Genomic DNA, 24,276 nt, shown 5'->3' with positions numbered 1-24,276 from the left:
CGCCCATGCGGCGGCACAGCCACGACGCCGCGGGTGCGGGCTGCCCGGCACCGCGCTGTCGCGTCCGACCCGCGTCTACTGTTGTAGTCGACCATTGTCGATCATCGGTAGCCCGTCCAGGAGGTACGCGTGGTGGAGCAGACCAGGCGGCGGACACCGCGCGGGACACTGAACAAGCCGATGATCCTCGCCGCCGCGGCGGCGGTGATCGCGGAGCAGGGCGCGGAGGCGATGACCATGCGCCTGGTCGCGACCAGGCTCGGGGTGGATCCGATGGCGCTGTACCGGCATTTCGGCAACAAGGCCGACCTGCTGGCGGCGTCGGTCGAGGACGCGTACGAGCAGGTTCCGATGCCGGAGGCCGGTGGAATCGAAGGGTTCCAGCAGCTCGTGCGCGGCCTGTATCGGGTGTTCGTGATCGATCGGCCGGGGTTACTGGATCCCACACTGAGGGTCTCGACCGATCGGAGTCTGGCGATCATGGATCGCATGCTGGCGTTTCTCGCCGAGGCCGGGCTGCCGGTGCGGACCGCGGTGGCATTGGTCGGCAACGTCAACCGGTTCCTGATCGGGTGTGCGGCGATGCAACGACAGCCCGGCGACTGGGAGGGCAGTGCCGAGTTCTGGGCGCAGGGCAAGGCATTGCTCGCCGCAGACCCCGCTCGCTACCCGGCACTGTGGGCGGCGATCGGAGAGGCGCCGGTCTTCAGTCAGGAGGATGTGCTGGAGAGCTGGTTCGAGGTGACCCTCGGCAGCTTCCGCTGACCCGAAGTATCGTGCGCCGCATCATCGGCACAAGGTGCTCAGGATCGACATCGCACCGGGAACGAACGCGTCGGCTTGTGAATCCGGGTCCTGGTTGAGCGTGATCGACATCGCCACGCGGCGGGTGCCGTCCTTCGAACCGTAGAGCTGTGACAGGTAACCGTGTATTCCGCCGCTGTGTCCGAAGAGGTCGCAGTCCGGGCCGACCCGGCGATCGACCAGCCCCAGACCGAACCCGCCCGGCCGATCCGGTACCGGAAACGGTGTGCGCATGACCTCCAGCAGTTGTGGTGGGAGCAGCCGGCCGCCGAGTAGCGCGCTCAGGAATTTGTCGAGATCGGCTGTGGTGGAGATGATTTCCCCCGCCGGACCGGCCCACGACGGATTCAGCTCGGTGATGTCGGCCAGCTCGGTTCGCCCGTCGCGCTGATATTCGAGGTAGCCGTGCGCGTGCGGACCGGCGATCTCGGGCTCGGCGCCGGGCAGCGACGTATCCGACATCCCGAGCGGCTCGAGCAGCCGCGTCCGGATCTGCGTGGCATACGTTGTGCCGGAGAGTTTTTCGACGAGCAGCCCAGCGAGCACATAGTTGGTGTTGGAGTACTGCCAGCGCTCGCCGGGCGCGAACCGGGCAGGTTCGGACAACGCCGTCCGCGCGAGCTCGTCGAGGGTGTACCCGCGCATCCTCGCGTCGACGAATTCGGCTCCGTGCAATGGGATTCCGGCCTCGAAACCGCCGTCGGCGTCGTGGTCGCCCGTGTAGTCGAACAGTCCGCTGGTGTGCTGCAACAGCATTCGCACGGTGATCCGCCGGTCGATATTGTAGGCGGGAAGGTAGTCGTCCACCGGATCGTCGAGTCCCACTCTGCCCTCGGCGACCAGTTGCAGGATCACCGTGGACACGAAAGTCTTCGTGATGCTGCCGATCCGGAATCGACCGTCGGTGGATGGCGGTTCCGACTTACCGAGTTCGGACACCCCCGTGCTCGCCGTCCAGTCACCGGCGTCGTCGTGTACCCGCAACTGCACGCCGACCGCGCCGGCCCGCACGATGTCCGCCAGAGCCTGTTGCAGGGCGGCGCGGCCGGCCGGCGGTGGTACCGGCGCTGTGGTCGTTTCCTGGCACCCGCTCGACACAGCGGCCGCGCCGGTGACCAGCAGCGCGCACAGACCGCGACGAAGCTGTCGCATTGCTGCATTCCTCTCGATTGGAACGTGACAGGGCCGCACTGATGAGTTCATTTGTTGCCGCACAGTGCGTGGTCGACCAGCGCCAGTGCGGCCCGCTCCTGGTCGGCGGGACGTCGCGTATCGTCCAGGAACATCGTCGACATGGAGACCACGACGCTGCGGGTTCCGTCGTCGGTGACGCCGTCGCGGGTCTTGTAGCCGGCGTTGTCGCCGCCGTGCATCCAATACCGTCCGCCGCAGGACAATTCGACCGAGAACAGGCCCAGGCCGTAGCGCGCGCCGGGCCAGACCGCTCGGATCGCGTCGGAGGTGTCGACGGTTTGCTTCATCTCGGCCAGTTGTTCGGCCCGCAGTAGTTTGCCGCCCAGCAGCGCCCGGAAGAACGTGTTCAGGTCGGCGGTCGTGGTGGTCAATGCGCCTGCGGGTCCGACCAGTTCGGCGAGCCGGTTCTCGGTAGTGTCGGTCAGCCCGCCCGTCGGCCATTGGATGTACGCGTCGGCGTGCGGGGTGGGGATCGTGGTTGTCCCGCCCGGATAGCTGGTGCCCTTCAACCCGAGCGGCTCGATGATTCGGCTCTCGACCTCCTCGTACCATTGTCTGCCGGTGACCTTGTGGATGATCATGCCGAGCAACAGATAGCCGGTGTTGTCGTAGTTCCAGCCGGTCCCCGGGGCGAAGTCCGGTTCCCTCCGTATCGCCGCGGCCACCAGATCCTCGGGCGCCTCGACATCGTCGGCGTGCTGCCGGTAGGCGTCGCGGGTCGGCAGCCGCGAACCCATGTCGAGGGCGTCGGGCAGCCCGCTGGTGTGGTTGAGCAATTGGCGGACAGTGATTTTCGTGCCGTCGTTGCCGTTGCCCCGGATCGTGCCCGGTAACCATTTCTCGACCGTGTCGTCCAGCGCCAGCTTGCCGTCACCGACCAGCTGCAACACCACTGCGGCAGTGAAAGTCTTTGTGACACTGGCCATCCGGAAGTAACCCTCGCCCGGAACCGGAGTCCGGCCCGCGATATCGGCGACCCCGCTGGTCACCACCGCGTTGCCACCGTCGGCATTCACCAGCCGGACCTGCACGCCGGTCACCCCGATATCGCGAATCGCGTCGGCGTCTCGTTGAAGTTCGGTCGTGTCGATGCGGGCGGACTGCGTGGCTCCGGACACGTCTCGGTCGCCGCATGCCACCGCGGCCGACAGGGATCCGGCCAGCGCGACCGCCAGCAGAGGTCGAGCGACGGTTCCGGTGCGGGGGAAGGTTCGCATGAGGTTCTCCGATCGGTCAGCGTGAGCTGTCAGGGTAATCTACATTCGTAGACTACATATGGAGACAGTCGTTGCGGTGATCACGATCACAGGGGGTGTGCGAGAGGATCCACGATGGTGCCCGCGAGTGCGGGTACCGCTGCGGTCACTTCAACCAGTTCCGCGCCGGGACGACAGCGCCGGCGTGGTCGGTCCCCGCCGACAGGCCAGTTCGCGCGCTGGCCGCAATCGACCTTCGGGCCCCTTCGCAATCGGCGTTTCGTGCGCGCGGTGCTGTGCCTCGGGTTCGAGCGTCAGGACGTGTGGCTGTCGGTGTGGTCGGCTGCCGCGCAACGGTTGCGGGTCTCCCGGTCAGCGTTCCGCGGTGCCACCCGGCCACCTCCAGTCGCTCATCTCGGGGAGGTCCTCGCCGGTCTGCCGGGTGTATGCCAGTGCCGCATCGAGCTTTTCGGCCAGCATCGCCAGCAGAGTCCCGGCGCGGCCGCTGAGCCGGGGGACGTGTTCGACCGCGGTCATGGCGAGCTGGTAGCGGTCGATGCCGTTGAGGGCGCACATGTCGGACGGTGTGGTGGTGGTGCCGTTGTCCCGGAACCCGTGCACGTGCAGCAGGTGGTGGCCGTGCCGCCGGTAGGTGAGCTGGTGGATCAGCCAGGGATACCCGTGGAAGGCGAACACCACCGGGGCGGGGCCGAACATCGCCACGTACTCGATATCCGGAATTCCGTGTGGATTGGCGTCCGGGGGCAGGTAGACACGGGCCACTTCGGGTCGTTTGCTGAGCACGTGGTCGATGAAGCCGGGGTCTTGATGGGAGGCGGCGTTGTTCACCGAGGACGCGCATTGGGTGTATCCACAGGCCGGCGACGATGTGGTCGGTCGCGCTGCCATCGTGGCTCGCGTCGGCAGCGGTATCGATCGGCTCGACGCTACCCAGCACCTGCTGGGAAATCATGTCGTCGCTGTCGACGGGGAACTGGCGAGGCACGTCTGCTATTTCCACGCCCAGCACGTCTGGCGCGGGCTCCCCGACGGCGAGTTGTTCCTCAGCGGTACTCGTACCCCATCCAGCTCGGTCGACGCGTGGTGACCGCCTCGCCGGCACGAAAATTTTGTTGCCGGGATGTCGATCGGCGCGGTCGCCGGACGTCGGGACAGCATCGGATCCCGATGACGGCAGGAGCGATCCCCATGTCCAGCGACATACTTCCCGACATTTCACCGCACTTGGCGCGAACCGACCCCGTAGCCATGGAGGAGTTCAATCGACTGTTGATCGCGCAGTACCTGGCTGACAACGGCCGGCTGACAGGACTGTTCGAGCACGTGCCGATACTGCTGCTCACCACCGTCGGCGCGAGGACCGGCCGAGTCCGGACAACGCCGCTCACCTTCCTGCGTGACGGCCAGGACTACGTGGTGATGGCTTCCAAGTCCGGTGCCCCGGTCAATCCGGGGTGGTACCACAATCTGATGGCGGCCGGGACCGCCGAAGTGCAGGTGGGGTCGGAATCGTTCCAGGTCCGGGCAATCGATACCGAAGGCGGCGAACGGGACCGGTTGTTCGAGCTGATGGCTCAGCTCAACCCGGCAGCATCGCAGTACCAGCAGGTCACCCGCCGACGGATTCCGATGATCGTGCTGCGCCGCATCGAACCGGACAGCACCGACTCCACGACAGTTGTCGATACCGTCGTCGGTCATTCGTCGGTGTATCGAGCCGACCGAACACGCCGGGCGGCCGTTCCCGCCGACACCACAGGAGTCGAACACGTGAGCACAACCGCGGAACCCCGACAGACCACCGAACAGATCGCGCGATTCGTAGTCATGTACGACACGCCCTCCGACATCGAGGCATTCGAACGCCACTATCGCGAGGTCCACATCCCCCTGGCCCGGCAACTTCCCGGGCTGCGGCGATACACGACCAGCCACAACATGACACCGGTGATCGGCGAACCGTACTACCTCGTCGCCATGCTCGACTGGGATGATCTCGACGCCCTCGGCGCGGCATTCGGATCCGACATCGGCAAGCAGACAGCCGAGGATGTCACCGAGAACCTGGTCCGCTACACCACCATGCGCAGCATGATCCTGCAACTCGACGACAAACAGTAGTCAGGCCACAGGGCGCCGCGCTCGACTGCGGCTGCAGCCACCTTCCATGACGCAAGGGACTGGTGCAGGATCCAGGGGGGCCCGGCACCGCGAGAGGCGTGCCGGGCCCAGGCACCGGTCTGGCTGCGCTGCACACAGTTCTGTCGGCAGGTTTGCGTGTCGGTCGTCGGCACGACCGCCATCGAGCGGTGCGAACACGGGTTGCCGAAACGGCTGCGGACTAAGCGATCGCGTGGCCGCCGTAGGTGGCGGCGAGTCGACCGCCCGTGTCGCGGGCCACGTGCCCGAACTGTTCGCCTCTGCGGCGGGCGATTTCGGCCAGTTGCCCGCCCTTGTCGTGGGCGACAGCGGCCAGTAGCTCGCCCTTCTCGCGCGTCACGCCGGCGGCGTGTTCACCCTTGTCGCGCGCGATTTCCCAGACGGCTGGAGCCTGCTGGGCGACCGCCTCGGCCAGCCGCGAGACGCGGCTCTCGTCACGGTCGGAACCGCTGTGCAGCAGTGCGTCCGCTCTGCGGCGGGCCCGCCATCCCAGGGAAGGTGCGGGGCCGGAATCGGCGGCGGCGATGAGCGTGCCGCCGAGCAGGCCCGCGTCCTTCCAGAACGCGATGCGCTTGGCGGAGCGGCGATCCGGGTCGTCCTCGTTCCAGAAATCCTGTTCGGTGAGCGCCGCGGGTACGGTCGCGGCGGCCAAGATCAGCGCTGCCAACCGTGGCGCCCGCCCCGTCGCCAGCATCATCGCGCCGCCGACCCGCGCCGCCGCCGTGATGCGCACCACCTGTGCCGGATCGGGCGACCGCACTGGGGACAGGCGGTCGGGGAGCAGGGGCACGCCGCGATCCATCAGTTCGCGCGCGGATTCGATGCGGGTGCGCGGCGCGATCACGGTGTCGATCGCGCCGGCGATGAACGCCCCGGCGAGCAGTTGTCGGGCCAATCGTCGAAGCATCATGAAGTCCTTTCCGGGACGGTCGGATCAGTAGTAGTGGGTGCGCCCGCCGACCGACCGGCCGGCCGCGCCGAGCAGCGCCAAGGCCACGCCCGCGATCAACGCGATGCTTCCGATAGTGGTCAAAAGTGGTATGCCGAGCAGGATGCCGACAATGAGCAATGCGAGCCCGAGAGTGATCATGGGAATTCCTTGGTAGTGGGCGATTGTGACCTCCCGGCAGTTCCCGGCTCCGCGCTGACCAAACCCGCTCGACCGGATTTCGGGTGGTTCTGCTGTGCTCGTTGGGGGTCCTCCCCGCCGCGCTCGATGCCGATCCGATCGCTGTAGTCCCAGATGAATCCGGCTCGGCGTCGCTCCCGGACGCTGGCGCGGAATCCGCAGGTCGGCAACGGAATTCGTGCGGATTGTGGCCCTGTGCGCAGCCGTGTCCCGCACCGGTCCGCACCGCTGTGACGTTTCCGGAGGATGGAAGGGGGTATATAACGAATCAGATACACCCCGGAATCCTCGGATCCCACAGTGAGGTATTGGATATGTCAACTGAATATGCAGCTCAGTCCGGTACTTCGTTCGACGACACGGACGAAGGTAATTCGTACGACAATATCGAGCCTTGCCTGCGGAAGCTGGCGTCGCTGCCGGAAGGCGGAATCGAACACGGGCGGTTGCGTGATGAGATCATCGAAAGATGCCTGCCGCTGGGTGAGCACATCGCCCGGCGCTACAGCGGCCGCGGCGTCGAGGTCGACGATCTGACCCAGATCGCGGCCGTCGGCGTGATCTTGTCGGTGGACCGGTTCGATCCGGCCAACGGCTCGACGTTCCTGTCGTTCGCCGTCCCGACGATCATGGGCGAGGTCAAACGGTACTTCCGTGACAGTACCTGGGCTGTGCGCGTGCCACGCCGGGTCAAGGAAGTGCAGCAGCACCTGGCCGCCGCGATCTCCGAACTGTCGCAGCGGCTCGGACATGCGCCGACCGCGCGGGAACTGGCAGCGCATCTGAATGTCGACCTGGCCGAGGTGACCCAGGCGCTGATCGCGAACAACTGCTACACCACCGATTCGCTCGACACCGGCGGCCGCGTCCTCGGTGGCGACAGCGAGCAGACCTCGTCTCGTCTGGACCGCTTGTCCGTCGAAGACCCGGGCTACTCCCTCGTCGAGGAATCCTTGACCGCCGGCCCGCTGCTCACCGCACTGCCCGAACGTCAGCGCCGGATCCTCGTCCTGCGTTTCGGCGAGAACAAGACCCAGGCCGAGATCGCCCAGGAAATCGGCGTCTCGCAGATGCATGTCTCGCGCCTGCTGTCACGCACGCTCACCGAACTTCGCGATCACGCCCAGCCACCGGAAGCCTTGCGGGCCGCGTGAAGGCCGTTCTCGGCCGGTACAGCGTCGTCAGTCACGCGAGCCGTAGGCGCGCAGCGCGCGTTCGAGCACATCGAGTCCGTCCGTGAGGAGCTCGTCGGTGATCACCAGCGGTGGCAGCAACCGCAGGACGTTGCCGTAACTGCCGCAGGTCAGAACGATGACACCTTCGGAAAGCGCCTGAGCGGCAACAGCATTCGCGACTTCCGGGGCAGGGTCCGCGCTGCCCGGCCGCACCAGCTCCACCGCCAGCATCGCGCCCCGGCCACGGATGTCACCGACCACGTCGAGTTCGGCGGCCCAGGTCTCGAGCCGATCCAGCACCAGGGCCTCGATCTCCCGAGCCCGGGCGGGGAGATCGAGGCTCCGCATCACCTCGATCGCGGCCAGGGCGGCGGCGCAGGCCACCGGGTTGCCGCCGAAGGTGCCGCCGAGCCCTCCGGTGTGCACCGCGTCCATCAGCTCGGCGCGGCCGGTGATCGCCGCCAGCGGCATCCCGCCGGCGATCCCCTTCGCCATCGCGATGATGTCGGGCACAATGCCCTCGTCCTCGCACGCGAACCAGGTCCCGGTGCGAGCGAAACCGGTCTGCACCTCGTCCGCGATGAACACCACCCCCTGCGCGGTGGCCCACCTCGCGAGCGCCGGAAGGAATCCGGGGGCGGGCACGATGAATCCGCCCTCACCCTGGATCGGTTCGATGACGATCGTGGCTACCGAACCGGCGCCGAGCTGCCGCTCGATCTGCTCGATCGCACGCTGCGCCGCTTCGGGACCGGGGAGGTGGTCGCGGTACGGGTAGGACATCGGCATGCGGTATATCGCGGGCGCGAACGGCCCGAAGTTCTGCTTGTACGGCATGTTCTTCGCGGTCAGGGCCATCGTCAGATTGGTGCGGCCGTGGTAGGCGTGATCGAACGCTACGACCATCGTGCGGCCGGTCGCCAGGCGTGCGACCTTCACCGCGTTCTCCACCGCTTCGGCACCGGAGTTGAACAGCGCGGTGCGTTTGGTGTGGGTGCCGGGGGTGAGCGCGGCCAGGCCCTCGGCGACTCGCACATAACCCTCGTAAGGGGTGACCATGAAGCAGGTGTGCGTGAAGTGGGCGGCCTGCTCGGCGACGGCGGCCACGACTGCCGGATTCGATGCGCCCACACCGGTCACCGCGATACCCGAACCGAGGTCGATCAGTGAGTTGCCGTCGACGTCCACGATCACACCGCCGTCGGCGTCGGCGACGTACACCGGCGCCGAGGAAGCGACCGCCGCCGGCACCGCGGCGGCGCGGCGTGCGGCAAGCGCTGCCGAGCGTGGTCCGGGCAGTTCGGTGACGACCCTGCGCTGTTGCGACAGCCGGAAGACGGCCTCGGTCATGGTGCGCTCCCTCGATCGTGGGCGGTCGCTGTACCACGTGTGTCCACAGCTGCGCACACCAGCGCCCGGCCGGAGGCGAGCTCGCCCCGACTCTACTCGCGCGCGCTGGGCTGAACGGAGCAGGTCGAACCGATAACCGGCCGCCGCGGCGACTCTTCCCCAGTTGACTGGCGCAGTCTCGGCCGCCTTCTGGTGCTCGCCGGCGGCGCGCCGACCGGCACGGTCGGATCAGCCGATGACGGTGTCCGCGCTCATCGAGCCGTGGCGCCGACGCCGTTCGGGTTGCGAACTCCGCGCCGCCGAAGCTCGGTCTAGCCCTGTTCGCCGGCTTCCTGGGCCTTCCGTTGACGCTCGGCTTCCTGCCGGCGCGCTTCGGCGCGTTGGGATTCGGCCCGTTCGCGCAGTCCGCGCAGGAATTCCTCATCGGCGGCGGGGTCGGTGGCGACGTAGCGGCCGGGGCGGTCGTACTCGGCGTACCGGGTCGTGGACCGCGGCCGGCGGCTGTCGAACTGTGGCCGGCCGAGGATCAGCCACAGCAGGCCGCCGATGGTCGGGATCAGGATGACGATCAACAGCCACAACCCCTTGGGGAGGTGACGGATGCCCACCTCGTCACAGGTGATGATGTCGATCAGGCAGAACACCCACAGTGCCAACGTGACCAGGCCCGCTACTTCGTATGGCACTGATTCCCCTCCGTCTTCGCCGTCGTTCGACCGTATCGGCAGTGCGCCCCAGATCGCGACACGCAGACCTTAGTCCGCAGAATCCGGATGGGACAACCGGATTGAGCCGTGTTGCCGCTGCGGGCCCGGGCGCTACCGCCACAGCGCGGCCGAACCCGGCGGCTCCACAGCGGGACCGGATCACCGTGCCTCGAACGGCAGCGCTGGCCGAACCGGCTGTAGCTGAGGGCGTTTCGCGCTGCGTCCGTCGCCGGAGGACCTGCCGGTGATCCGGCGCCCGAGCCAGGGGGCGAGAAACGCTGTGGCCCAGCGAAGTTCGCCTCCGACGGTGGCGAGGGCGGTGCGGCGGGGGAGCGGGGGTTGCAGCGGATCGCTCCAACTGCTGTCCACGCCGGGAACATTCAGCGCTTCGGCGAGCGCGGCGGCGATCCGCTCGTGGCCGAGTGGTGAGCAGTGCAGGCGGTCTGTGCTCCAGAGGCGCGGGTCGGTGACGACGCCGTGGCTCGCGATGTCCGCGACGACGACGCCGTGCCGCGTGGCGGCTCGAAGGTGCCGGTTGAGTGCGACGATTCGGCCGCCGAGCGGGCGCGCGGCGGGGATGACCCTGGTGATGTCCGGGACGGTGAACGTGACGACTGTCGCCCCTTGCGCGATGAGCGCGGTGAACATCGCGTCCAGGTGTGCCCCGACCGCATCGGCGTCGAACTCGCCGCGCAGCAGATCGTTGACTCCGGCGAGCACGGTGGCGAGGTCCGGGCGCAGCGCGAGCGCGGCGTCGAGCTGCTCGGCGCGGACCTGGCCGGCGAGCCGGCCGCGGACGGCCAGGTTGGCGTAGGTCAGCTCCGGTTCGACGCCCGCGAGGTGGTCGGCGAGCCGGTCGGCCCAACCGCGTACTCCGGTGTGGTCGTCACCGTCGCCGACGCCTTCGGTGTGACTGTCGCCCAGGGCGACGTAGCGGCGGAATCGCGGCGCGCTCACGCCTGGGCCGCCACGCGCTCGAGCTCGGCGGTGGCTTCGGCCTTGATGCGCTCGAACTCCGCGGCCATGCCCGCGGCGAGGGCCTGAGCTGCCGACAGTGGGCGCACCATGACCATGAAGTCGTCGATTTTGCCGTCCTCGTCGAAATGCAGGAAGTCGCACCCGGTGATCTGCTTGCCGGCGACGGTGGCCTCGAAGACCAAGGCGTGATCGCGCCCGTTCGCGTCGGCGATCTCCCGGACGTAGTGGAAGTTCTCGACCACGCGCAGCACGCCGCGCAGGATGGCCGCGGTGATGGCCTTGCCCGGGTAGGGCGCGAACGCCACCGGGCTGGTGAACACGACATTGTCGGCCAGCTGGGCCTCGACGGCCGACTCGTCGCGCGCTTCTACGGCTGCCCGGAAGGGATGCATGCCTCACCTTTTCATAGTCAACTATTTGTCTACTTCTGCTGCAGGCTATCTGCGTAGAACCACGTTGTCTATGCCGAGGAGGTAATCAAGTTGAATAGTCACTTCTGGTGATAGGCTGTGCGCGTGGCGCTACGGAACGCGGTACTGGCCGCGCTGCTGGAGGGCGAGGCGTCGGGTTACGACCTCGCCAAGGGTTTCGACGCCTCGGTCGCCAACTTCTGGATGGCCACCCCGCAGCAGCTGTACAAGGAGCTCGAGCGGATGGCGGCCGCGGGCCTGATCGAAACCCGGGTCGTGCTGCAGGAGCGGCGGCCCAACAAGCGACTGCACACGATCACGCCGGCCGGCCGCGCGGCACTGCGCGAGTTCGTCGCGGATCCGGTCAAACCGACCGCGATCCGGGACGAGCTGATGGTCAAGGTCCAGGGCATGGAGGCCGACGACGAGCCGACGGTGCGGGCCGCCGTGGCCGAGAAGCTCGCGTGGGCGAAGGCGAAACTCGCTCGCTACGAACGCCTTCGGACGCGGTTGCTGAACGGCCGCAGCGAACCGGCCTACCTGGAGGAAGCCGAGCGGGTGGGCCCGTATCTGACGTTGTTGCGGGGCATCGCCTTCGAGCAGGAGAACGTCCGCTGGGCAGAGTTCGCCCTGTCGGTGCTCGACCGCAGGATTTCCGCCCCGGTGGAGTGAATCCCGCACCCCCGGGCCCGATTTCCGCTGTGTGGCGCTCGATCTGCAATCCCGTTGCGCCGTACAGGTAGGACGACCTGTGTCGCCCTACCTGTACGGCCGAGAAATGGGGACGGCACCGCCCGCGGGCTCGAAACCGAACGCTCAGTGGGGAATCGGGAAGTTGGCCCGGAATACGCCGTGCGGGTCGCGGACCCGCTTGACCTCGCGCAGCCGATTCAAGGTCTCGGCATCGAACACCTCCGTGACAGTGTCGCCGGGGGACAGGGCGGTATACGGTTTGCGTCCGCTGACCCGCGCGCCCAGGTCGGTGATGATGCGTTTCTGCGTGGTCTCGACCGCGGCCACGGTGCCGGGGTCCGAGCCGACGGCCTGCAGCGCCACGGCATACGGCTCCGCGAACGGCGGCACCGCGCCCCGAGTGGGCTCGGCGAGCGCGCCGCCCAGGTGCCGAAGCTGGATGCCGAACATCGGATCGATGGGCGCGCGCAGCAGAATCTCGGCGGCGGACTCGTCGAGTGTCGTGAGCAGTTCGGTGCGGAGCAGTCCGGGGGCCGGAGCGGTCGGCTCGGTGACGATGGCACCCACGTCGGCGGGGGACAACTCCCGGCGCGAGTCCGCGAGCGGGCCGTCGATCGTGTCGAGCCGGTGCAGTAGTTCCCGACCGCGCGCCGGTTCGCCGAGATAAGCGGCGGCGATCGCGATCATCGGGGGTGCCTGCGGCAGTTCGAGGCGGTTGAGCCAGACCGTGAGCTCGGCGGGTGCGTGCGCGGTGATGTCGAGGAAGGCGTCGCGGACCGCTTCGGTCCGCGCGGCCGGCCAAGCGATCAAGCCACCGTAGAGGTCCGGCGCCGCAAACAGGTCGAACTCCATCGCCGTCACCAGCGCGAAATCCCCACCGCCGCCACACAATGCCCAGAACAGTTCCGGGTCGGATTCCGCGGTGACAAGGGTGTGCTGCCCGTCGGCATCGACGATCTCGAAGGCTCGGACGCTGTCGGCCGCCCAACCGTATGTGCGGCCGAACCACGACAATCCGCCGCCGAGGGTGTAGCCGACGACACTGACCACCGGGGAGCTTCCGGCCAGGCCGGTCAAACCGTGCGCACCGGCCGCCGCTTGCACCTGACCCCAGTCGGCGCCCGCGCCGACGCGGGCCAGTCGCCGCACCGGGTCCACCTCGACCCGATCGAGGCGGCGGGTGCGCACCAGGACCGTGCCCGCGGCATTGCCGGAAGCGCCGTGGCCGCTGGGCTGCGTGGTCACCGACAGGCCCGCGTCGCGGGCGTAGCGGACAACGGCGGCAACATCATCCGTGTCCTCGACCTGTACGACCGCCGCGACCGGCTGGTCGACAGTCAGATTCCACGGCGTGCGTGCGCTGTCGAACTCCGCGTCGCCCGGCAGCAGCACTCGCCCGCGTACCGCGGATCGCAATGTGGTGTGTGACATGAGTATTCCCTTCGCTGAGGTATTCACCACGACGTGCCAGCGGCCTCGGCTTCGCCGCGCGGCCGGTAGGGGAGGCCGAAGCCCGGTGCCGTGCGCTGCGGGGCGAGCAGATGGCCGCCGACCGACCTGATGGACCCGGCGCCGAGTACTGCGCCTGCCGTGCCGCGGCGCCGACGGGAATTACGCACGGAAACAACGGGTTCCGTGCTCGATGGAAGGGGCATGTGCACTCCTGGATCGGTGGGATGTGTGTCCCGAGGATCCAGCGCGGCGCGTACTGTGCGCTGACAGCCGCTGTCAGCGCGCGGTACGCGGCAGCCCCAGTTCGGCAAGACCTGGAAACTCCCCCCGACATTCCAAGGCTTCAGCCGATCAATTGCAGTCTGTGGTGGTCCCCAACTAGGGGATCGGCGCAGATCGGGGTAGGCCGTAGGCGGTCACTTGGCGGTGGTGGGCGGTGGGGGTGTCGATCTGGTCGAGGACTGCGACAGCCAGGTCGGGGTAGGAGAGTGGAGTTGTTGCTGCGGTGGGGTCGAGTCGGTCGTCGGCCAAGTGGTAGCAGCCGGTCGACGGTGCCTGCGGTGACAGGGCCGGAGGTGGGGTGAGGACGAGCCAGTCGACGTCGGTGGCCTGGTTTTGCCAGGCGCGGAGTCCGCGCAGTCGCGCTTCGGCGAAGGGGCGCAGGTGGTTCGGGAATGCGGTGGGATTCTCGAACAGTCGGCCTTCGGTCGTCCGCAGGGTGGCGGAGAGGCCGATTTCGATCACCCGGCATTGTGTGAACGGCACTGCGCGGATGAGGTTCTCGACCGCGTGCACGTAGTAGTCGGGGTCGAAATCGGCGAACGACTCGGGTGGGGCGCTGAAGGGTGTCACGGCGTTCACCACTGCGGTGACTCGTCGTGGCGACAGGTGGGTCGATACGGAAGCGACGCTGGCGGAGTCGGTGAGATCGCCGGCTACGACAGTGACTCCCGCGCCGCGCGCGGCGAGGCCGCGGTGGCGGTCCGGGTTGCGAACGACGGCTGTTACGTGGTGCTTTCGACGCAGCGCCTCGTCGAGGATCGCTCGGCCCGCGCGGCCGCCGGCACCGAAGACGACGATCGTTCCGCTGTGCTGGTCAGGTGACATGCGGGCGACGGTATCGTCGAGAAGCTGGTTACTTCAACGAAACCGGAGGCTCGGACATGACCACGGAACCCCGGGCCGGCGAGCGGATCGATCCGGCCTGTCCGATGGCCGCGTTCCCGTTCCAGGTCGGCGGCAAGTGGACGGGGATGGTCGTGGTCAGTTTGCTGGACGGACCGCAGCGCTTCGGTGACCTGCGGCAGGTGCTCGGTACGGTGACGGCGAAAGTGTTGACGGAGACCCTGCGTGACATGACCCGCGACGGTCTCGTCACCCGGCTCGATCACCGGACGAACCCGCCGCACGTCGAGTACGAGCTGACCGAGCTCGGGCGCAGTCTGGTGCCGCTGATCGACTCCATGCGCGAATGGAGCGATCGCCATCTCGCCGAGCTCCTGGCGCACCGCCGCCGGAGCACAACCGGGTGAACGACGCCGTCCGGAGGGCACGCGGGTACCGGTAGTTCTCGATCGGAGCGCGAAAGTCGTTGTGCGGACTCGCCTGTGCGGTGGGTGGGGGGCGAGCCACCCGAAATCTACGGGTCAGCGGTCGATGAAGCCGGACTCGTAGGCGAGGATCACCGCCTGGGTGCGGTCCCGCGTGCCGAGCTTGGTGAGGATTCCACTGACATGAGTCTTGACGGTTTCCGGTCCGATTCGGAGTTCACCGGCAATTTCCCGGTTGGACAGTCCACGGGTCATCAGCAGGAGCACGGTTTCCTCCCGGTCGGTGAGAGCGGCCCGAACGAGCCGCTCACGCGCACGGTGGTTCCCGCGCCCGGCAGCCAGCGAGCGCACCGCGGCCGGGTACAACAGTGAGTCGCCGGCCGCTACTGTCCGCACCGCGTTGGCGATCTCGACCGGGCGGGCGCGCTTGAGGAGGAATCCGTCGGCACCGGCACGCAACGCGGCATAGACGTAATCGTCGTTCTCGTAGGTGGTGATCACCAAGATCTTCGGCGGGCGGGCGCTGGACCGCAGGATCGCGCGGGTCGTTTCGATCCCGTCCATCAACGGCATCCGCACATCCATGGCGATCACGTCGGGATTCAGCTGTTTGAGCAGCGGGATGACCGCCACGCCGTCGGCGGCCTCGCCGACCACATCGATGTCCGGTTGGGCGTCGAGGATCGCGCGCAGGCCTGCCCGCGCGAGCGGCTCGTCGTCGACGAGCAGGACCGTTACCGTCATCCGGTCACCCCCCGGACCTGTATCGGCAGCTCGACCCGCACGCGCCAGTTGTCGCCGTCGACGCCGAATCGTGCCTTTCCGCCGAGCAGTTCGGCACGTTCGCGAATGCCGCGTAGCCCGGTGCCCGGCCCAGCGGATACCGGGCCGATCAGTTCGTTGGCGACATCGAGATCGAGGCGGTCCGGCTCGGCTCGGACCCGGACCGTGATCGGCACCCGTCCGGCATGTCGCATCGCGTTGGTGACGGCCTCCTGAAGAATGCGGTAGCCCTCCCTGGAGATCGGGCCCGGAACCAGCTGTAGCGGGCCCACGACGGTCGCGTCGACCGCCGCCCCCGCGGACCGGGCCGCTTCGAACAGGCGCTCGGCGTCGGTCAGTGCCGGTCTTTCCCGGGTCGGCCGATGCGGCTCGCGCAGCACGAGCAGGACCCGGTCCAGATCCTCGAGTGCGGCCCGGCCGGTGTCCTCGATAGCGGTGAGCGCGCGTTCGGTGAACTCGGCGTCGCCGGTGGCTCGGGCGGCCGCGGCCTGCAGGACGGCGGCGGTGAGGGCGTGGCCGATCGAGTCGTGCAGTTCGCGCGCGATCCGGTTGTGCTCCAGCAACTGCTCCGCGGACTCCTCCAGGGCCCGTAACCGTTGCGCCGCGGACGGAGCGAGCAGAGTGCGCGCCGCGGCCGTGACGAGATCACCGAGGCCTACGATGATTCCACCGACCAGAACGACGATCGGTGGAACCAGAAGCGCATACCACCAGTGCGGGTGTGGAATTCGGGCTATCGCGTCGTGGGCGGGTGGACGCCCGGCCGTCGCGCGCACCAGGTCACGGACCAGCAACACCGCCGGCACACACGTCGCCAGCAGGATCGCGCTCAACCCGAGGCGGACCTCCAGCCACAGCACGGTCCGCCAGCGGTCCGATCGGTCCGCCGAACGAGCCGCGGTGATCGAATCGTGTTCGTGGCGGCCCAAGAACAGTTGTGCCTGTAGGCCTTCCGCTGTCCGGGTTGCCGGGATGAGCCCGACCGGCACCGCGAGCAGTGCCGGCACATACCAGTGGTTGCGGTCGATGAACAGCCACACCGCGACGACGGCGAGCGGCAGCGCGAGATGCAGCCCGCGCGAATACGTCACCGGGTTCGACAGGCGCGCCGCCACCGAACTGATCATGGACCTCATCCTGCCAGCGGCCCCCGCGACCGCGGCTCACCTGAATGGGGGAGATCGTTCACCCGACAGCGGGAAGACACCGCCACAGCGCCCGACCAGGCTGAGGTTCATGACCACCATCGACCTTCACGAACTGACCAAGGACTACGGGCCGAAACGGGTAGTGGACCGGATCACGTGCTCGGTCCGGTCCGGACGGGTGACGGGATTCCTCGGCCCCAACGGCGCTGGAAAATCCACGACGATGCGGCTCGTCCTGGGGTTGGACCGGCCGACATCCGGCCGCGCGACCGTGGGCGGCCGCCCGTTCACCACCGAACGCCATCCGCAGCAGGTGGTCGGCGCCCTGCTCGACCCGTTCGCCATCCATCCGAGCCGGACCGCGCTCGGGCACCTGTCGGCTCTCGCCGCCGTCGACCGAATTCCCCGCCGACGGGTGGACGAAGTACTGGGGCAAGTCGGTCTCGAAGCGGTGGCCCGCAAACGGATCAAAACGTTCTCGCTGGGCATGCGTCAGCGACTCGGCATCGCCGCGGCACTGCTGGGCGATCCGCCGGTCCTGATGCTCGACGAGCCGTCCAACGGGCTCGATCCCGAAGGCATCATCTGGCTGCGCACCACCCTGCGCGGCCTGGCAGCCGAAGGGCGGACAGTGTTCGTCTCCAGCCATCTGATGACCGAAACCGCTTCCTTCGCCGATCATCTGGTGGTGCTGGGACGCGGCAGGATCCTCGCCGACACCAGCGTCGGTGAGTTCATCGATCACTACGCCCAGCCGCGTGTCCGGATCCGCACCGACGCACCCGAACCGTTGCTCACCGTCCTCGCCGGCGCGGGCTTCGATCCTTTCCCCGGCGAGCCAGGGTGCTGGTACGTCCCGGGCGCCCGGGTCGACACGGTCGGTCCGGTGCTGGTCCGGGCCGCGGTACCGGTCCTCGAACTAGCCGACGAGGCAGGAACCCTCGAACAGGCATACCTCGCTCTGACCGCCGACGCCGTCGAGTTCACGCCCGCCACTTCTTCTCGAACCGCACCGGAAAAGGTGATGTGACAATGTCTTTCACAGCTGTATTGCACTCCGAGTGGATCAAGGCCCGATCCCTGCCGGTATCGAGCGGCCTGGTCGCACTGATGGTCGCGGCCACCGTGGGGTTCTCGCTGGCCGGGACTGCCGGTCTCGGAAAGCACGACGCCGGCAAGCCAGGTTTCGATGCGCTGTCGGTCTCCTTCTACGGCGTCAATTTCGGTCAGCTCGCCGCCATCTGCGTCGGAGCCGTCTGCGCCGCGGCCCAGTTCCGGCACGACGGCACACGCATCTGGTTCGCCGCGGTACCACGTCGGGGCCTGGTGTACTCGGCCAATCTCGTAGTGATCGGCGCGAGCACACTGCTGGCCGGGCTACCCACCGCAGCGCTGTGCTTCTTCGCCGGGCAGCCACTGCTCGGGCAATACCGGGTCCGGGCCGACGATCCGGCGGCGTGGCGCGCGATCGTCGGATGCGCGATCTACTTGGCGCTGATCGCCCTGTTCGCCGCCGGTCTTGCCACCATGTTCCGCAACGCCGCGGCCGCCATGGGCGTTCTCGTTCCCGTCGTACTGTTGCTGTCGTTCACGCTCGGCGATGTCACTCGCCACAGCGGCCTGATCCAGTTTCTTCCCGACCGGGCCGGCCGTCAGGTTCTCGTCCATGCCCCATCGGGAACACTCGGCCCCTGGACCGGCCTCGCGGTCACCGGCGTCTGGGCTGCGGCGGCGATTTGGGCCGGATGGGAAACCTTGCGCCGCAGGGACTCCTGAGCGGTACGGCCGGATCTCGCACCCGGATCATGCTGTTCCGTCGAGGCGCGTTGCCGGGGACCGCTCCCAGTGGATGTCGTGGGTGTACGCATCGGTCGCGGACCTTCCCAGTTCGGGGGAATGTCGTGCGGGAGTGTCACACTCGGCGCGGCAAGCGCTCGGCGGATGTGTTGCGGGACAAGGGAGTACCTATGAAAATTCTGAAGCTACGGGCACGGCTGGCCGTGGGGTTCGCGGCCGCTGTGTTCTTTGTCGCGTCGGTAGTGGCGGGCGGACCCGCGGCGGCGGCCTCTTCGCCCGAAGCGGCTTGCGGCGCCGGATATTACGCGATCGACCACGGGAACATCGAAGCGAATGCGACCGTCTGGTTGATGTACAACGGTTCCACCGATTGCGTTGTCACCTGGAAGACGGCACAGATCGGGACGCCGACAGCGCTGGTGGCAGCGGTGGGTACCGGGGGTCTCGGTTCCGGCCTGCCCGGGTTTCCGTTCCACGGCGTGAGCAACAATATGGACATCGACGCGGGCTCGTACTCGTACTATGCAGGCCCTGTCTACTGGTACGCCCCGCACACGTGCATCTACTGGTATGGCTCATTCGGCGGCGCCAACAACGGCGGCTCTGCTGGTGGTGGCCCGTCGCACTGCGGCTGACCGGTTCCGTGACCACCTGGGCTGTGCGGGTGGTAGGTGCGCGGGAGACGCACCCACCACCCGCCGACCAGCTCGGGACTCCGCGCCCGGCTCGCTGTCGAAAGTGGTTACTGCCCGATCCCGTACACCATGCTCAACCGGCCCTCCGGCAGCTGCTCGATTGTGTGTAGCTGCATGGCGTGCCGCGCCGCCGACGAGAACAACGGTTTGCCGTCCCCTACGATCAGCGGATAGACGATGAGGCGCAGCTCGTCCACCAGACCCGCGTCGATGGCGGCGCCTGCGATCGACGGGCCGCCGATCAGGTAGATGTCTTTGCCGGGTTCCCGCTTCATCGCCGCCACCGCGTCCAGGTCCGGCAGTATCCGGGTGTTCGGCCACGTCACCGACTTCAGCGTCTTCGACACCACGTAGTGCGGGGTCTTCGCCGCGAACCCGGACCACTCGACATCTTCCGCCGTCGGCATTCGTCCGCTGAACGGGTGAATCTCATCCGGCGCGGCCTCCACCTGCGACCAGTACTGCTCGTACAGCGGATAGAACTCCGCACCGAGCACACACGCATCGATCTGCGTCGTCAGCCACGAACCGAAGTCCTCAGGCCAGCTCTCGACCCAGTCCGCGTATCCATCCGGCCCACCGTATTTCCCATCGGCCGAGATCTTGAAAGCCGCGATCACCTTACGCATGGTTGTTGTCTCCTGTTCGGGTAAGCGGCCCGACAAGACCGCCGATTCCTATGTCCTGCTGCGGTTCGTCTTTGGTTTGTGTCGATGTGAGTGCCTCCATCTCCTGGTGGTGTCACTCATATGACGCCGACCGCGGACTCATTTGGTCGGACGGACTCGGCCCGCTGCGACCGGCGCGAGAAACGTGCGGGGGGACCGACGAATCCTCGACCGGAAGGACGTCATACAGACATGAGTGAGCTGCTGGTCGAGCACGCCCGGGCAGGGTCGGAGCGGGCATTCGAGGAGCTGGTGTCACCGCACCGGCCCGAACTACATGTGCACTGCTACCGCATGCTCGGTTCCGCGGAGGACGCCGAAGACGCTGTCCAGGAGACACTGCTGCGCGCCTGGACCCGGATCGGGCAATATGCGGGCACGAGCACGTTCCGTGCCTGGTTGTACGCGGTCGCGACCAACGCGTGTCTGGATGCGCTGCGTCGCCGCAAGCGCCGACTGTGGCCCACCCATATATCCGAGGCAGCCGAAGCCGGAACCGTGCCGCCCGGCGCGCCTACCGACATCCCCTGGCTGCAGCCCTACCCGGACTCCTTGCTCGGGCAAGCCTGCTCGGCCGAGGACTCGGTCCTGGCCAGGGAGCGGATCCAGTTGGCATTCCTCACCGCCATCCAACAACTTCCGCCCCGCCAACGTGCCGTGCTCCTGTTGTGCGATGTCCTGTCCTGGCCCGCCAAACAAGCAGCAACCGCTTTGGATATGACCCCCACCGCCGTGTACTCGGCCCTGCACCGCGCCCAAGCCACCTTGGCCGCACACATACCCGACCGCGCCGACACGCTCACCTCCTCGACAGACACCGACCGCACGACATTGCAGAAGTTGGTGCAGGCGTGGGAGGCCGCCGATATGGACGCATTGGCAAGCCTGCTCGCCGACGATGCCCGGCTGGTCATGCCGCCCTATCGGACGTGGTACCGAGGACCGGCCGCCATCGCCACCTTCTTGGCCAGCCCCATGCCCGACGACTCCTTGGCCCGAGCCAAGGTGGGCAGCCACATCCGACTCCTGCCGACCGCGGCGAACAACCAGCCCGCCTTCGGCTTGTACCTCCGATCGGCCGACCACACCCGCTACGAACCGTTCGGCATCGGTGTCCTCACCCTCGACACCGCGGGCATTCACGAGATCGCGGTGTTCATGCTGAACCCGGCACTGTTCGACCTGTTCGACCTGCCCGCGGCGGCATGACCGGTGAGCCGGAGGCCCTGATCCGGTCCGTCCGCCCGACCTTCGGAACCACCTACGCGGCGGCGGTGTGGTCGGGCGCCTCCGTCGCGTAGGCGCGCAGGAAGGTGTCCACGGCGCCGCTCGCTACCGCTCGGATCTCGGCGGTGGGCACTTTCCTGGTGCCGAGGCGGGAGCGGTTGTCCATCGGTGCGGTCAGCAGCGCGAGGAACTGTTCCGCGGCGGCCGCGGGATCGCACGGTCGCAGCTGGCCGGACAGCGAGAGCTGCGCGAGTTTCCCGGCCAGTGCGGCCGTGAGTTGCTCGGCGGTGTGTCCGTACACCGTCTCGAGCAGGTCGGGGAAGTGGTTGACCTCCGAGCACACGAGCCGGCGTAGCGCGCGCGACCGTTCCTCGCAGCAGGACTGGGCGAGCCGGTAGGCGGTGCGGTGCAGGACGGCGTCGAGATCGGCTACGGGGAGCCGGATCTCGTTGACGATCGCCAGGTTTCGGGTCGTCACCGCGTCACTGACGGCGGCCATCGCGGCCAGGAACAGCGCCTCCTTGTCGGCGAAGTGGTTGTATACGGTCGGCTTGGCCGCGCCGGCCACTTCCGCGATCTCCTGCATGCAGGTCTGGGCGTAGCCGCGCCGCGCGAAGACGGTGAACGCCGCGTCGAGGATTGCCTGCCGCTTGTCGATTCGCCCTCGCGGCGCCGCACGTCCACTCACCCCGACAGTCTAGCCCGACCGGTCCCTGTTTTGAACCAATGGGTTCAATTTTCCGCACCCGTTGTCCTATACCGACTAGGACGTTACATTGAACCAGTGAGTTCAATTTGCGTTCCGGGAAGCGGGAGAACACGGACATGACAACAACATTCGACGATCGACTGGATCCGGCCCTGCGGCGCCTGATCGCCGTCCTCCTGCTCGGCGGGCTGATGGGGATCCTCAGTGGGTCGATGGTCGCCATCGCGACCGACACCCTCTCGCGCACGCTGCACGCCTCGCTCAGCGCGGTCGGCTGGGCGTCCACCGGCTATCTGCTGGCCCTGACCGTCACGATCCCGGTGACCGCGTGGGCCGTCCAGCGGGTCGGCGGACGGCGGCTGTGGCTGTTCGGGCTCGGCCTGTTCCTCGTGGGCTCGCTCGGCGCGGGTCTGTCGCCGAACATCGGGACACTCATCGGATTCCGGGCACTGCAGGGTATCGGCGCCGGGATCGTGGACCCGCTCATGCTGATGCTGCTGGCCTTCGCCGCCGGTCCGAGCCGCGCGGGCCGCGTGATGGGCGTCATGGGGATCGTCGGCTCCAGTGGCCCGATCCTCGGCCCGATCCTCGGCGGAATCATTCTGCGCCAATGGGATTGGCGCTGGATGTTCCTGGTCAGCGTGCCGGTCGTGATCGTGGCCTTCGTACTCTCGCTGCGCGTCCTGCCCACCGACCTGGCGGCACCGCAGCCGGGCGGATTCCGGTTGGACGCCTTCGGCGTCGCACTGCTCGGCCCCGGATTCGCGGCGGGCGTCCTGGCCATGACCCAGGCCGCCGAACACGGCACCTTCGCCACCTGGCAGGTCGTCGTGCCGCTGCTCGCGGGAGCCGCCCTGCTCGCGGGCTACGGCCGGCACGCGCTGCGCCGCCGCACCACACCGCCGCTGATCGACCTGCGCCTGTTCACCCGCCGCAGCTTCAGCGCGAGCGTCGTGGTCGGTGCCTTCGTCGGTGTGGCCACCTTCGCGAGCATCTTCGCCATCCCGCTCTACCTGGAACAGGTCCGCGGCTACGACGTCCTGGAGTCGGGTCTGCTGCTGGCGCCGCTCGGTGTCGGGGCCGCGATCGCGATGCCCATCACGGGCCGCTTCTCCGATCGGGTCGGCTCGCGCGAACTGGCCTTCGCCGGCAGCGTCGTCACCGTCGCGAGCGCCGTCGGATTCAGCCTGCTCGGCGCCGATACCAGCCGGCTCTGGATCATCGTGGCCGGCTTCTTCATCGGTGTCGGCATGGGCGCGACCGGCGCTCCGACCCAGGGCTCGCTGTATCGCACCCTGCCCCCGGAACAGGTTCCCCAGGGCAGCTCGGTGCTGTACATGCTGAACCAGCTCGGCGGCTCGTTCGGAGTCGCGGTGGCAGCCTTGCTCATTCAGACCGCCGCCACCCCGCTGGCCGGTTTCCACCACGCCTACTACTGCATCGTGGCGATCCTGGCGATCGGTCTCGCGGCCACCGTGTTCCTGCCCGGCAAGGCTGTGGCCGCGCCCGCCGCGTCCGCGGCACCCATCGACGGGGCACCGGCCCCGGTATCCCAGGAGGCCTGATGAAGACGATCGTGATCACGGGCGGCACCGACGGCATCGGCCGCTACCTCGCCGACAGCTACGTCAAGCGTGGCGACCGGGTGGTGGTGATCGGCCGCAGCGCCGAGAAGGGCAACGCCTTCGTCGAATCGGCCGGCGGGAACGGTGTCTTCGTGCAGGCCGACCTCGATCTCCTCGCGAGCAACCGCGCCGTCATCGCCGGGCTGCTCGCCGACTATCCGGTGATCGACGCGCTGGTCCTGTGCGCTCGGTTCTATCGCTCCTACCGCGCGCAGACGCCCGAGGGCATCGAGAGCACGCTCGCCCACTTCTACCTCAGCCGCTACCTGTTCACCCACGACCTGCGGGCGGCACTGGAGCGAGCGGAACGGCCGGTGCTCGTGAACGTCGCCGGGCCGGGCGCCGGTCTGTCGGCGGTGAACTGGGACGACCTCGAGTTCACCTACCACTACAGCGGTGGCGGTGCGCTCGGGCAGGGCGGCAAGTTGAACGATCTGCTGGGTGTGTCGTTCGCGGAGCGGTATCCGCAGGGCCGGACGCGCTACGTTCTCGTCCATCCGGGGATCACCGCGACCAGTCAGGCCGGGGACTACGACCCCAGCACACTGCTCATGGTGAAGAACCTGCGCCGGCATGGGAAGCCGATCGCGGCCGCAGCGGAGCCGATCATCGACCTCATCGACGCCCCACCGGCCGAACCCCTGTCGGCCTTCGTCGAGGGCCGGCGAATCCCGGTGGAGGGCAAGCCGTTCGACCCGGCGGCCGCACGACGGCTCGACCAGTTCACCCGGAACCTGCTGGCCGGGCTCTGACCGGGCGCCCGGTGCGCGGGCCGCGGGCCGCGCACCGGGGCCGGCGGTACAGG

26 protein-coding genes and 1 pseudogene are annotated in these 24,276 nt (G+C 68.0%); 12 read left to right on the top strand and 15 right to left on the bottom strand.

Annotation, left to right across the window (positions count from 1 at the left end; translation table 11 throughout):
• Positions 1 to 132 precede the first annotated feature (132 nt).
• Complete coding sequence (locus EBN03_RS17660) at positions 133 to 765, top strand: TetR/AcrR family transcriptional regulator (protein ID WP_158675664.1); 633 nt, start codon at positions 133 to 135, stop codon at positions 763 to 765.
• A gap of 21 nt (positions 766 to 786) precedes the next feature.
• Here EBN03_RS17660 and EBN03_RS17655 read toward each other — a convergent pair whose 3' ends face one another.
• From EBN03_RS17655 to EBN03_RS17645, 3 genes and pseudogenes are all read right to left on the bottom strand, one after another.
• Complete coding sequence (locus tag EBN03_RS17655; RefSeq protein WP_158675663.1) at positions 787 to 1,956, bottom strand: serine hydrolase domain-containing protein; 1,170 nt, start codon at positions 1,954 to 1,956, stop codon at positions 787 to 789.
• 47 nt (positions 1,957 to 2,003) lie between these two features.
• Positions 2,004 to 3,215: a serine hydrolase domain-containing protein gene (locus EBN03_RS17650; RefSeq protein WP_122189160.1), complete on the bottom strand. Its 1,212-nt coding sequence runs from the start codon at positions 3,213 to 3,215 to the stop codon at positions 2,004 to 2,006.
• 351 nt (positions 3,216 to 3,566) lie between these two features.
• Positions 3,567 to 4,040, bottom strand: a pseudogene (locus tag EBN03_RS17645) (phosphoketolase family protein); the annotation flags it as partial.
• Positions 4,041 to 4,059: 19 nt separating this feature from the next.
• Here EBN03_RS17645 and EBN03_RS17640 point away from each other — a divergent pair.
• Together EBN03_RS17640 and EBN03_RS17635 are read left to right on the top strand one after the other, a co-directional pair.
• On the top strand, positions 4,060 to 4,302 hold the full coding sequence (locus tag EBN03_RS17640) for a nuclear transport factor 2 family protein (RefSeq protein WP_456093817.1): 243 nt from the start codon (positions 4,060 to 4,062) through the stop codon (positions 4,300 to 4,302).
• A gap of 101 nt (positions 4,303 to 4,403) precedes the next feature.
• A complete protein-coding gene (locus EBN03_RS17635; protein ID WP_158675662.1) occupies positions 4,404 to 5,336 on the top strand; it encodes a nitroreductase/quinone reductase family protein in 933 nt (310 codons plus the stop codon).
• A gap of 220 nt (positions 5,337 to 5,556) precedes the next feature.
• Here EBN03_RS17635 and EBN03_RS17630 read toward each other — a convergent pair whose 3' ends face one another.
• Both EBN03_RS17630 and EBN03_RS34590 read right to left on the bottom strand, forming a co-directional pair.
• Positions 5,557 to 6,270, bottom strand: coding sequence for a DoxX family membrane protein (locus EBN03_RS17630; RefSeq protein ID WP_158675661.1), 714 nt, complete (start codon positions 6,268 to 6,270; stop codon positions 5,557 to 5,559).
• Between the two features lie 39 nt (positions 6,271 to 6,309).
• Positions 6,310 to 6,465, bottom strand: coding sequence for a hypothetical protein (locus EBN03_RS34590; RefSeq protein ID WP_199742857.1), 156 nt, complete (start codon positions 6,463 to 6,465; stop codon positions 6,310 to 6,312).
• 353 nt (positions 6,466 to 6,818) lie between these two features.
• Here EBN03_RS34590 and EBN03_RS17625 point away from each other — a divergent pair, with 353 nt between their 5' ends.
• Positions 6,819 to 7,658 carry a SigB/SigF/SigG family RNA polymerase sigma factor gene (locus EBN03_RS17625; RefSeq protein ID WP_122189156.1) on the top strand — a complete coding sequence of 280 codons (840 nt, stop codon included), beginning with the start codon at positions 6,819 to 6,821 and terminating at the stop codon, positions 7,656 to 7,658.
• Between the two features lie 27 nt (positions 7,659 to 7,685).
• On the opposite strand, the gene gabT is transcribed toward EBN03_RS17625, so the two are convergent.
• The 4 genes from gabT to EBN03_RS17605 all read right to left on the bottom strand — a co-directional run bounded on the left by gabT (position 7,686) and on the right by EBN03_RS17605 (position 11,106).
• Positions 7,686 to 9,029, bottom strand: a complete 1,344-nt coding sequence (gene gabT, locus EBN03_RS17620; protein WP_122189155.1) for a 4-aminobutyrate--2-oxoglutarate transaminase — start codon at positions 9,027 to 9,029, stop codon at positions 7,686 to 7,688.
• A 311-nt stretch (positions 9,030 to 9,340) separates the two neighbouring features.
• The gene (locus EBN03_RS17615) at positions 9,341 to 9,715 is read right to left on the bottom strand and encodes a PLD nuclease N-terminal domain-containing protein (RefSeq protein ID WP_122189154.1); all 375 of its coding nucleotides are present in this window, start codon (positions 9,713 to 9,715) and stop codon (positions 9,341 to 9,343) included.
• Positions 9,716 to 9,895: 180 nt separating this feature from the next.
• The gene (locus EBN03_RS17610; protein WP_122189153.1) at positions 9,896 to 10,693 is read right to left on the bottom strand and encodes an SGNH/GDSL hydrolase family protein; all 798 of its coding nucleotides are present in this window, start codon (positions 10,691 to 10,693) and stop codon (positions 9,896 to 9,898) included.
• On the bottom strand, positions 10,690 to 11,106 hold the full coding sequence (locus EBN03_RS17605; protein WP_122189152.1) for a nuclear transport factor 2 family protein: 417 nt from the start codon (positions 11,104 to 11,106) through the stop codon (positions 10,690 to 10,692). Before EBN03_RS17605 ends, EBN03_RS17610 begins: the two co-directional genes overlap by 4 nt.
• Before the next feature lie 123 nt (positions 11,107 to 11,229).
• Between EBN03_RS17605 and EBN03_RS17600 the strand changes: the two genes are divergently transcribed.
• Entirely contained in the window at positions 11,230 to 11,796 is a 567-nt protein-coding gene (locus tag EBN03_RS17600; protein WP_122189419.1) for a PadR family transcriptional regulator, read from the top strand.
• 144 nt (positions 11,797 to 11,940) lie between these two features.
• Here EBN03_RS17600 and EBN03_RS17595 read toward each other — a convergent pair whose 3' ends face one another.
• Complete coding sequence (locus EBN03_RS17595; protein WP_122189151.1) at positions 11,941 to 13,248, bottom strand: FAD-binding oxidoreductase; 1,308 nt, start codon at positions 13,246 to 13,248, stop codon at positions 11,941 to 11,943.
• Positions 13,249 to 13,647: 399 nt separating this feature from the next.
• Positions 13,648 to 14,376 (bottom strand): NAD(P)-dependent oxidoreductase, encoded by a 729-nt coding sequence (locus EBN03_RS17590; RefSeq protein ID WP_122189150.1) that lies wholly within the window; start codon positions 14,374 to 14,376, stop codon positions 13,648 to 13,650.
• Between the two features lie 56 nt (positions 14,377 to 14,432).
• On the opposite strand from EBN03_RS17590, the gene EBN03_RS17585 reads away from it, so the two are divergent.
• Entirely contained in the window at positions 14,433 to 14,801 is a 369-nt protein-coding gene (locus EBN03_RS17585) for a winged helix-turn-helix transcriptional regulator (protein ID WP_122189149.1), read from the top strand.
• 114 nt (positions 14,802 to 14,915) lie between these two features.
• Here EBN03_RS17585 and EBN03_RS17580 read toward each other — a convergent pair whose 3' ends face one another.
• Both EBN03_RS17580 and EBN03_RS17575 read right to left on the bottom strand, forming a co-directional pair.
• Complete coding sequence (locus EBN03_RS17580) at positions 14,916 to 15,563, bottom strand: response regulator (protein ID WP_122189148.1); 648 nt, start codon at positions 15,561 to 15,563, stop codon at positions 14,916 to 14,918.
• Positions 15,560 to 16,729 (bottom strand): sensor histidine kinase, encoded by a 1,170-nt coding sequence (locus EBN03_RS17575; protein ID WP_122189147.1) that lies wholly within the window; start codon positions 16,727 to 16,729, stop codon positions 15,560 to 15,562. Before EBN03_RS17575 ends, EBN03_RS17580 begins: the two co-directional genes overlap by 4 nt.
• Positions 16,730 to 16,838: 109 nt before the next feature.
• Here EBN03_RS17575 and EBN03_RS17570 point away from each other — a divergent pair, with 109 nt between their 5' ends.
• From EBN03_RS17570 to EBN03_RS17560, 3 genes are all read left to right on the top strand, one after another.
• The gene (locus EBN03_RS17570) at positions 16,839 to 17,780 is read left to right on the top strand and encodes an ABC transporter ATP-binding protein (protein WP_122189146.1); all 942 of its coding nucleotides are present in this window, start codon (positions 16,839 to 16,841) and stop codon (positions 17,778 to 17,780) included.
• Between the two features lie 2 nt (positions 17,781 to 17,782).
• On the top strand, positions 17,783 to 18,526 hold the full coding sequence (locus EBN03_RS17565; RefSeq protein WP_122189145.1) for an ABC transporter permease: 744 nt from the start codon (positions 17,783 to 17,785) through the stop codon (positions 18,524 to 18,526).
• Between the two features lie 191 nt (positions 18,527 to 18,717).
• A complete protein-coding gene (locus EBN03_RS17560; protein WP_122189144.1) occupies positions 18,718 to 19,182 on the top strand; it encodes a hypothetical protein in 465 nt (154 codons plus the stop codon).
• 107 nt (positions 19,183 to 19,289) lie between these two features.
• Here the strand turns inward: EBN03_RS17560 and EBN03_RS17555 are convergent, their stop codons facing one another.
• The gene (locus tag EBN03_RS17555; protein WP_122189143.1) at positions 19,290 to 19,871 is read right to left on the bottom strand and encodes a dihydrofolate reductase family protein; all 582 of its coding nucleotides are present in this window, start codon (positions 19,869 to 19,871) and stop codon (positions 19,290 to 19,292) included.
• Positions 19,872 to 20,102: 231 nt separating this feature from the next.
• Here EBN03_RS17555 and EBN03_RS17550 point away from each other — a divergent pair, with 231 nt between their 5' ends.
• On the top strand, positions 20,103 to 21,119 hold the full coding sequence (locus EBN03_RS17550) for an RNA polymerase subunit sigma-70 (RefSeq protein ID WP_158675660.1): 1,017 nt from the start codon (positions 20,103 to 20,105) through the stop codon (positions 21,117 to 21,119).
• Positions 21,120 to 21,171: 52 nt separating this feature from the next.
• On the opposite strand, the gene EBN03_RS17545 is transcribed toward EBN03_RS17550, so the two are convergent.
• Complete coding sequence (locus EBN03_RS17545; RefSeq protein ID WP_122189141.1) at positions 21,172 to 21,825, bottom strand: TetR/AcrR family transcriptional regulator; 654 nt, start codon at positions 21,823 to 21,825, stop codon at positions 21,172 to 21,174.
• Positions 21,826 to 21,962: 137 nt separating this feature from the next.
• On the opposite strand from EBN03_RS17545, the gene EBN03_RS17540 reads away from it, so the two are divergent.
• Together EBN03_RS17540 and EBN03_RS17535 are read left to right on the top strand one after the other, a co-directional pair.
• The gene (locus tag EBN03_RS17540) at positions 21,963 to 23,411 is read left to right on the top strand and encodes a DHA2 family efflux MFS transporter permease subunit (RefSeq protein WP_122189140.1); all 1,449 of its coding nucleotides are present in this window, start codon (positions 21,963 to 21,965) and stop codon (positions 23,409 to 23,411) included.
• Positions 23,411 to 24,223 (top strand): SDR family NAD(P)-dependent oxidoreductase, encoded by an 813-nt coding sequence (locus tag EBN03_RS17535; protein ID WP_122189139.1) that lies wholly within the window; start codon positions 23,411 to 23,413, stop codon positions 24,221 to 24,223. Before EBN03_RS17540 ends, EBN03_RS17535 begins: the two co-directional genes overlap by 1 nt.
• Positions 24,224 to 24,276: the final 53 nt, after the last annotated feature.

It is taken from the genome of Nocardia stercoris (genome assembly GCF_003696265.1).
GTDB lineage: Bacteria > Actinomycetota > Actinomycetes > Mycobacteriales > Mycobacteriaceae > Nocardia > Nocardia stercoris.
This window is presented reverse-complemented; position numbering and strand designations above follow the sequence as displayed.

Bases quoted from the DNA above. Each gene is read 5' to 3' on its own strand.
- EBN03_RS17655 (WP_158675663.1), bottom strand. From the start codon at position 1,956: ATGCGACAGCTTCGTCGCGGTCTGTGCGCGCTGCTGGTCACCGGCGCG.
- EBN03_RS17650 (WP_122189160.1), bottom strand. From the start codon at position 3,215: ATGCGAACCTTCCCCCGCACCGGAACCGTCGCTCGACCTCTGCTGGCG.
- EBN03_RS17635 (WP_158675662.1), top strand. From the start codon at position 4,404: ATGTCCAGCGACATACTTCCCGACATTTCACCGCACTTGGCGCGAACC.
- EBN03_RS34590 (WP_199742857.1), bottom strand. From the start codon at position 6,465: ATGATCACTCTCGGGCTCGCATTGCTCATTGTCGGCATCCTGCTCGGC.
- EBN03_RS17625 (WP_122189156.1), top strand. From the start codon at position 6,819: ATGTCAACTGAATATGCAGCTCAGTCCGGTACTTCGTTCGACGACACG.
- gabT (WP_122189155.1), bottom strand. From the start codon at position 9,029: ATGACCGAGGCCGTCTTCCGGCTGTCGCAACAGCGCAGGGTCGTCACC.
- EBN03_RS17605 (WP_122189152.1), bottom strand. From the start codon at position 11,106: ATGCATCCCTTCCGGGCAGCCGTAGAAGCGCGCGACGAGTCGGCCGTC.
- EBN03_RS17595 (WP_122189151.1), bottom strand. From the start codon at position 13,248: ATGTCACACACCACATTGCGATCCGCGGTACGCGGGCGAGTGCTGCTG.
- EBN03_RS17590 (WP_122189150.1), bottom strand. From the start codon at position 14,376: ATGTCACCTGACCAGCACAGCGGAACGATCGTCGTCTTCGGTGCCGGC.
- EBN03_RS17585 (WP_122189149.1), top strand. From the start codon at position 14,433: ATGACCACGGAACCCCGGGCCGGCGAGCGGATCGATCCGGCCTGTCCG.
- EBN03_RS17580 (WP_122189148.1), bottom strand. From the start codon at position 15,563: ATGACGGTAACGGTCCTGCTCGTCGACGACGAGCCGCTCGCGCGGGCA.
- EBN03_RS17575 (WP_122189147.1), bottom strand. From the start codon at position 16,729: ATGATCAGTTCGGTGGCGGCGCGCCTGTCGAACCCGGTGACGTATTCG.
- EBN03_RS17570 (WP_122189146.1), top strand. From the start codon at position 16,839: ATGACCACCATCGACCTTCACGAACTGACCAAGGACTACGGGCCGAAA.
- EBN03_RS17565 (WP_122189145.1), top strand. From the start codon at position 17,783: ATGTCTTTCACAGCTGTATTGCACTCCGAGTGGATCAAGGCCCGATCC.
- EBN03_RS17560 (WP_122189144.1), top strand. From the start codon at position 18,718: ATGAAAATTCTGAAGCTACGGGCACGGCTGGCCGTGGGGTTCGCGGCC.
- EBN03_RS17555 (WP_122189143.1), bottom strand. From the start codon at position 19,871: ATGCGTAAGGTGATCGCGGCTTTCAAGATCTCGGCCGATGGGAAATAC.
- EBN03_RS17550 (WP_158675660.1), top strand. From the start codon at position 20,103: ATGAGTGAGCTGCTGGTCGAGCACGCCCGGGCAGGGTCGGAGCGGGCA.
- EBN03_RS17540 (WP_122189140.1), top strand. From the start codon at position 21,963: ATGACAACAACATTCGACGATCGACTGGATCCGGCCCTGCGGCGCCTG.
- EBN03_RS17535 (WP_122189139.1), top strand. From the start codon at position 23,411: ATGAAGACGATCGTGATCACGGGCGGCACCGACGGCATCGGCCGCTAC.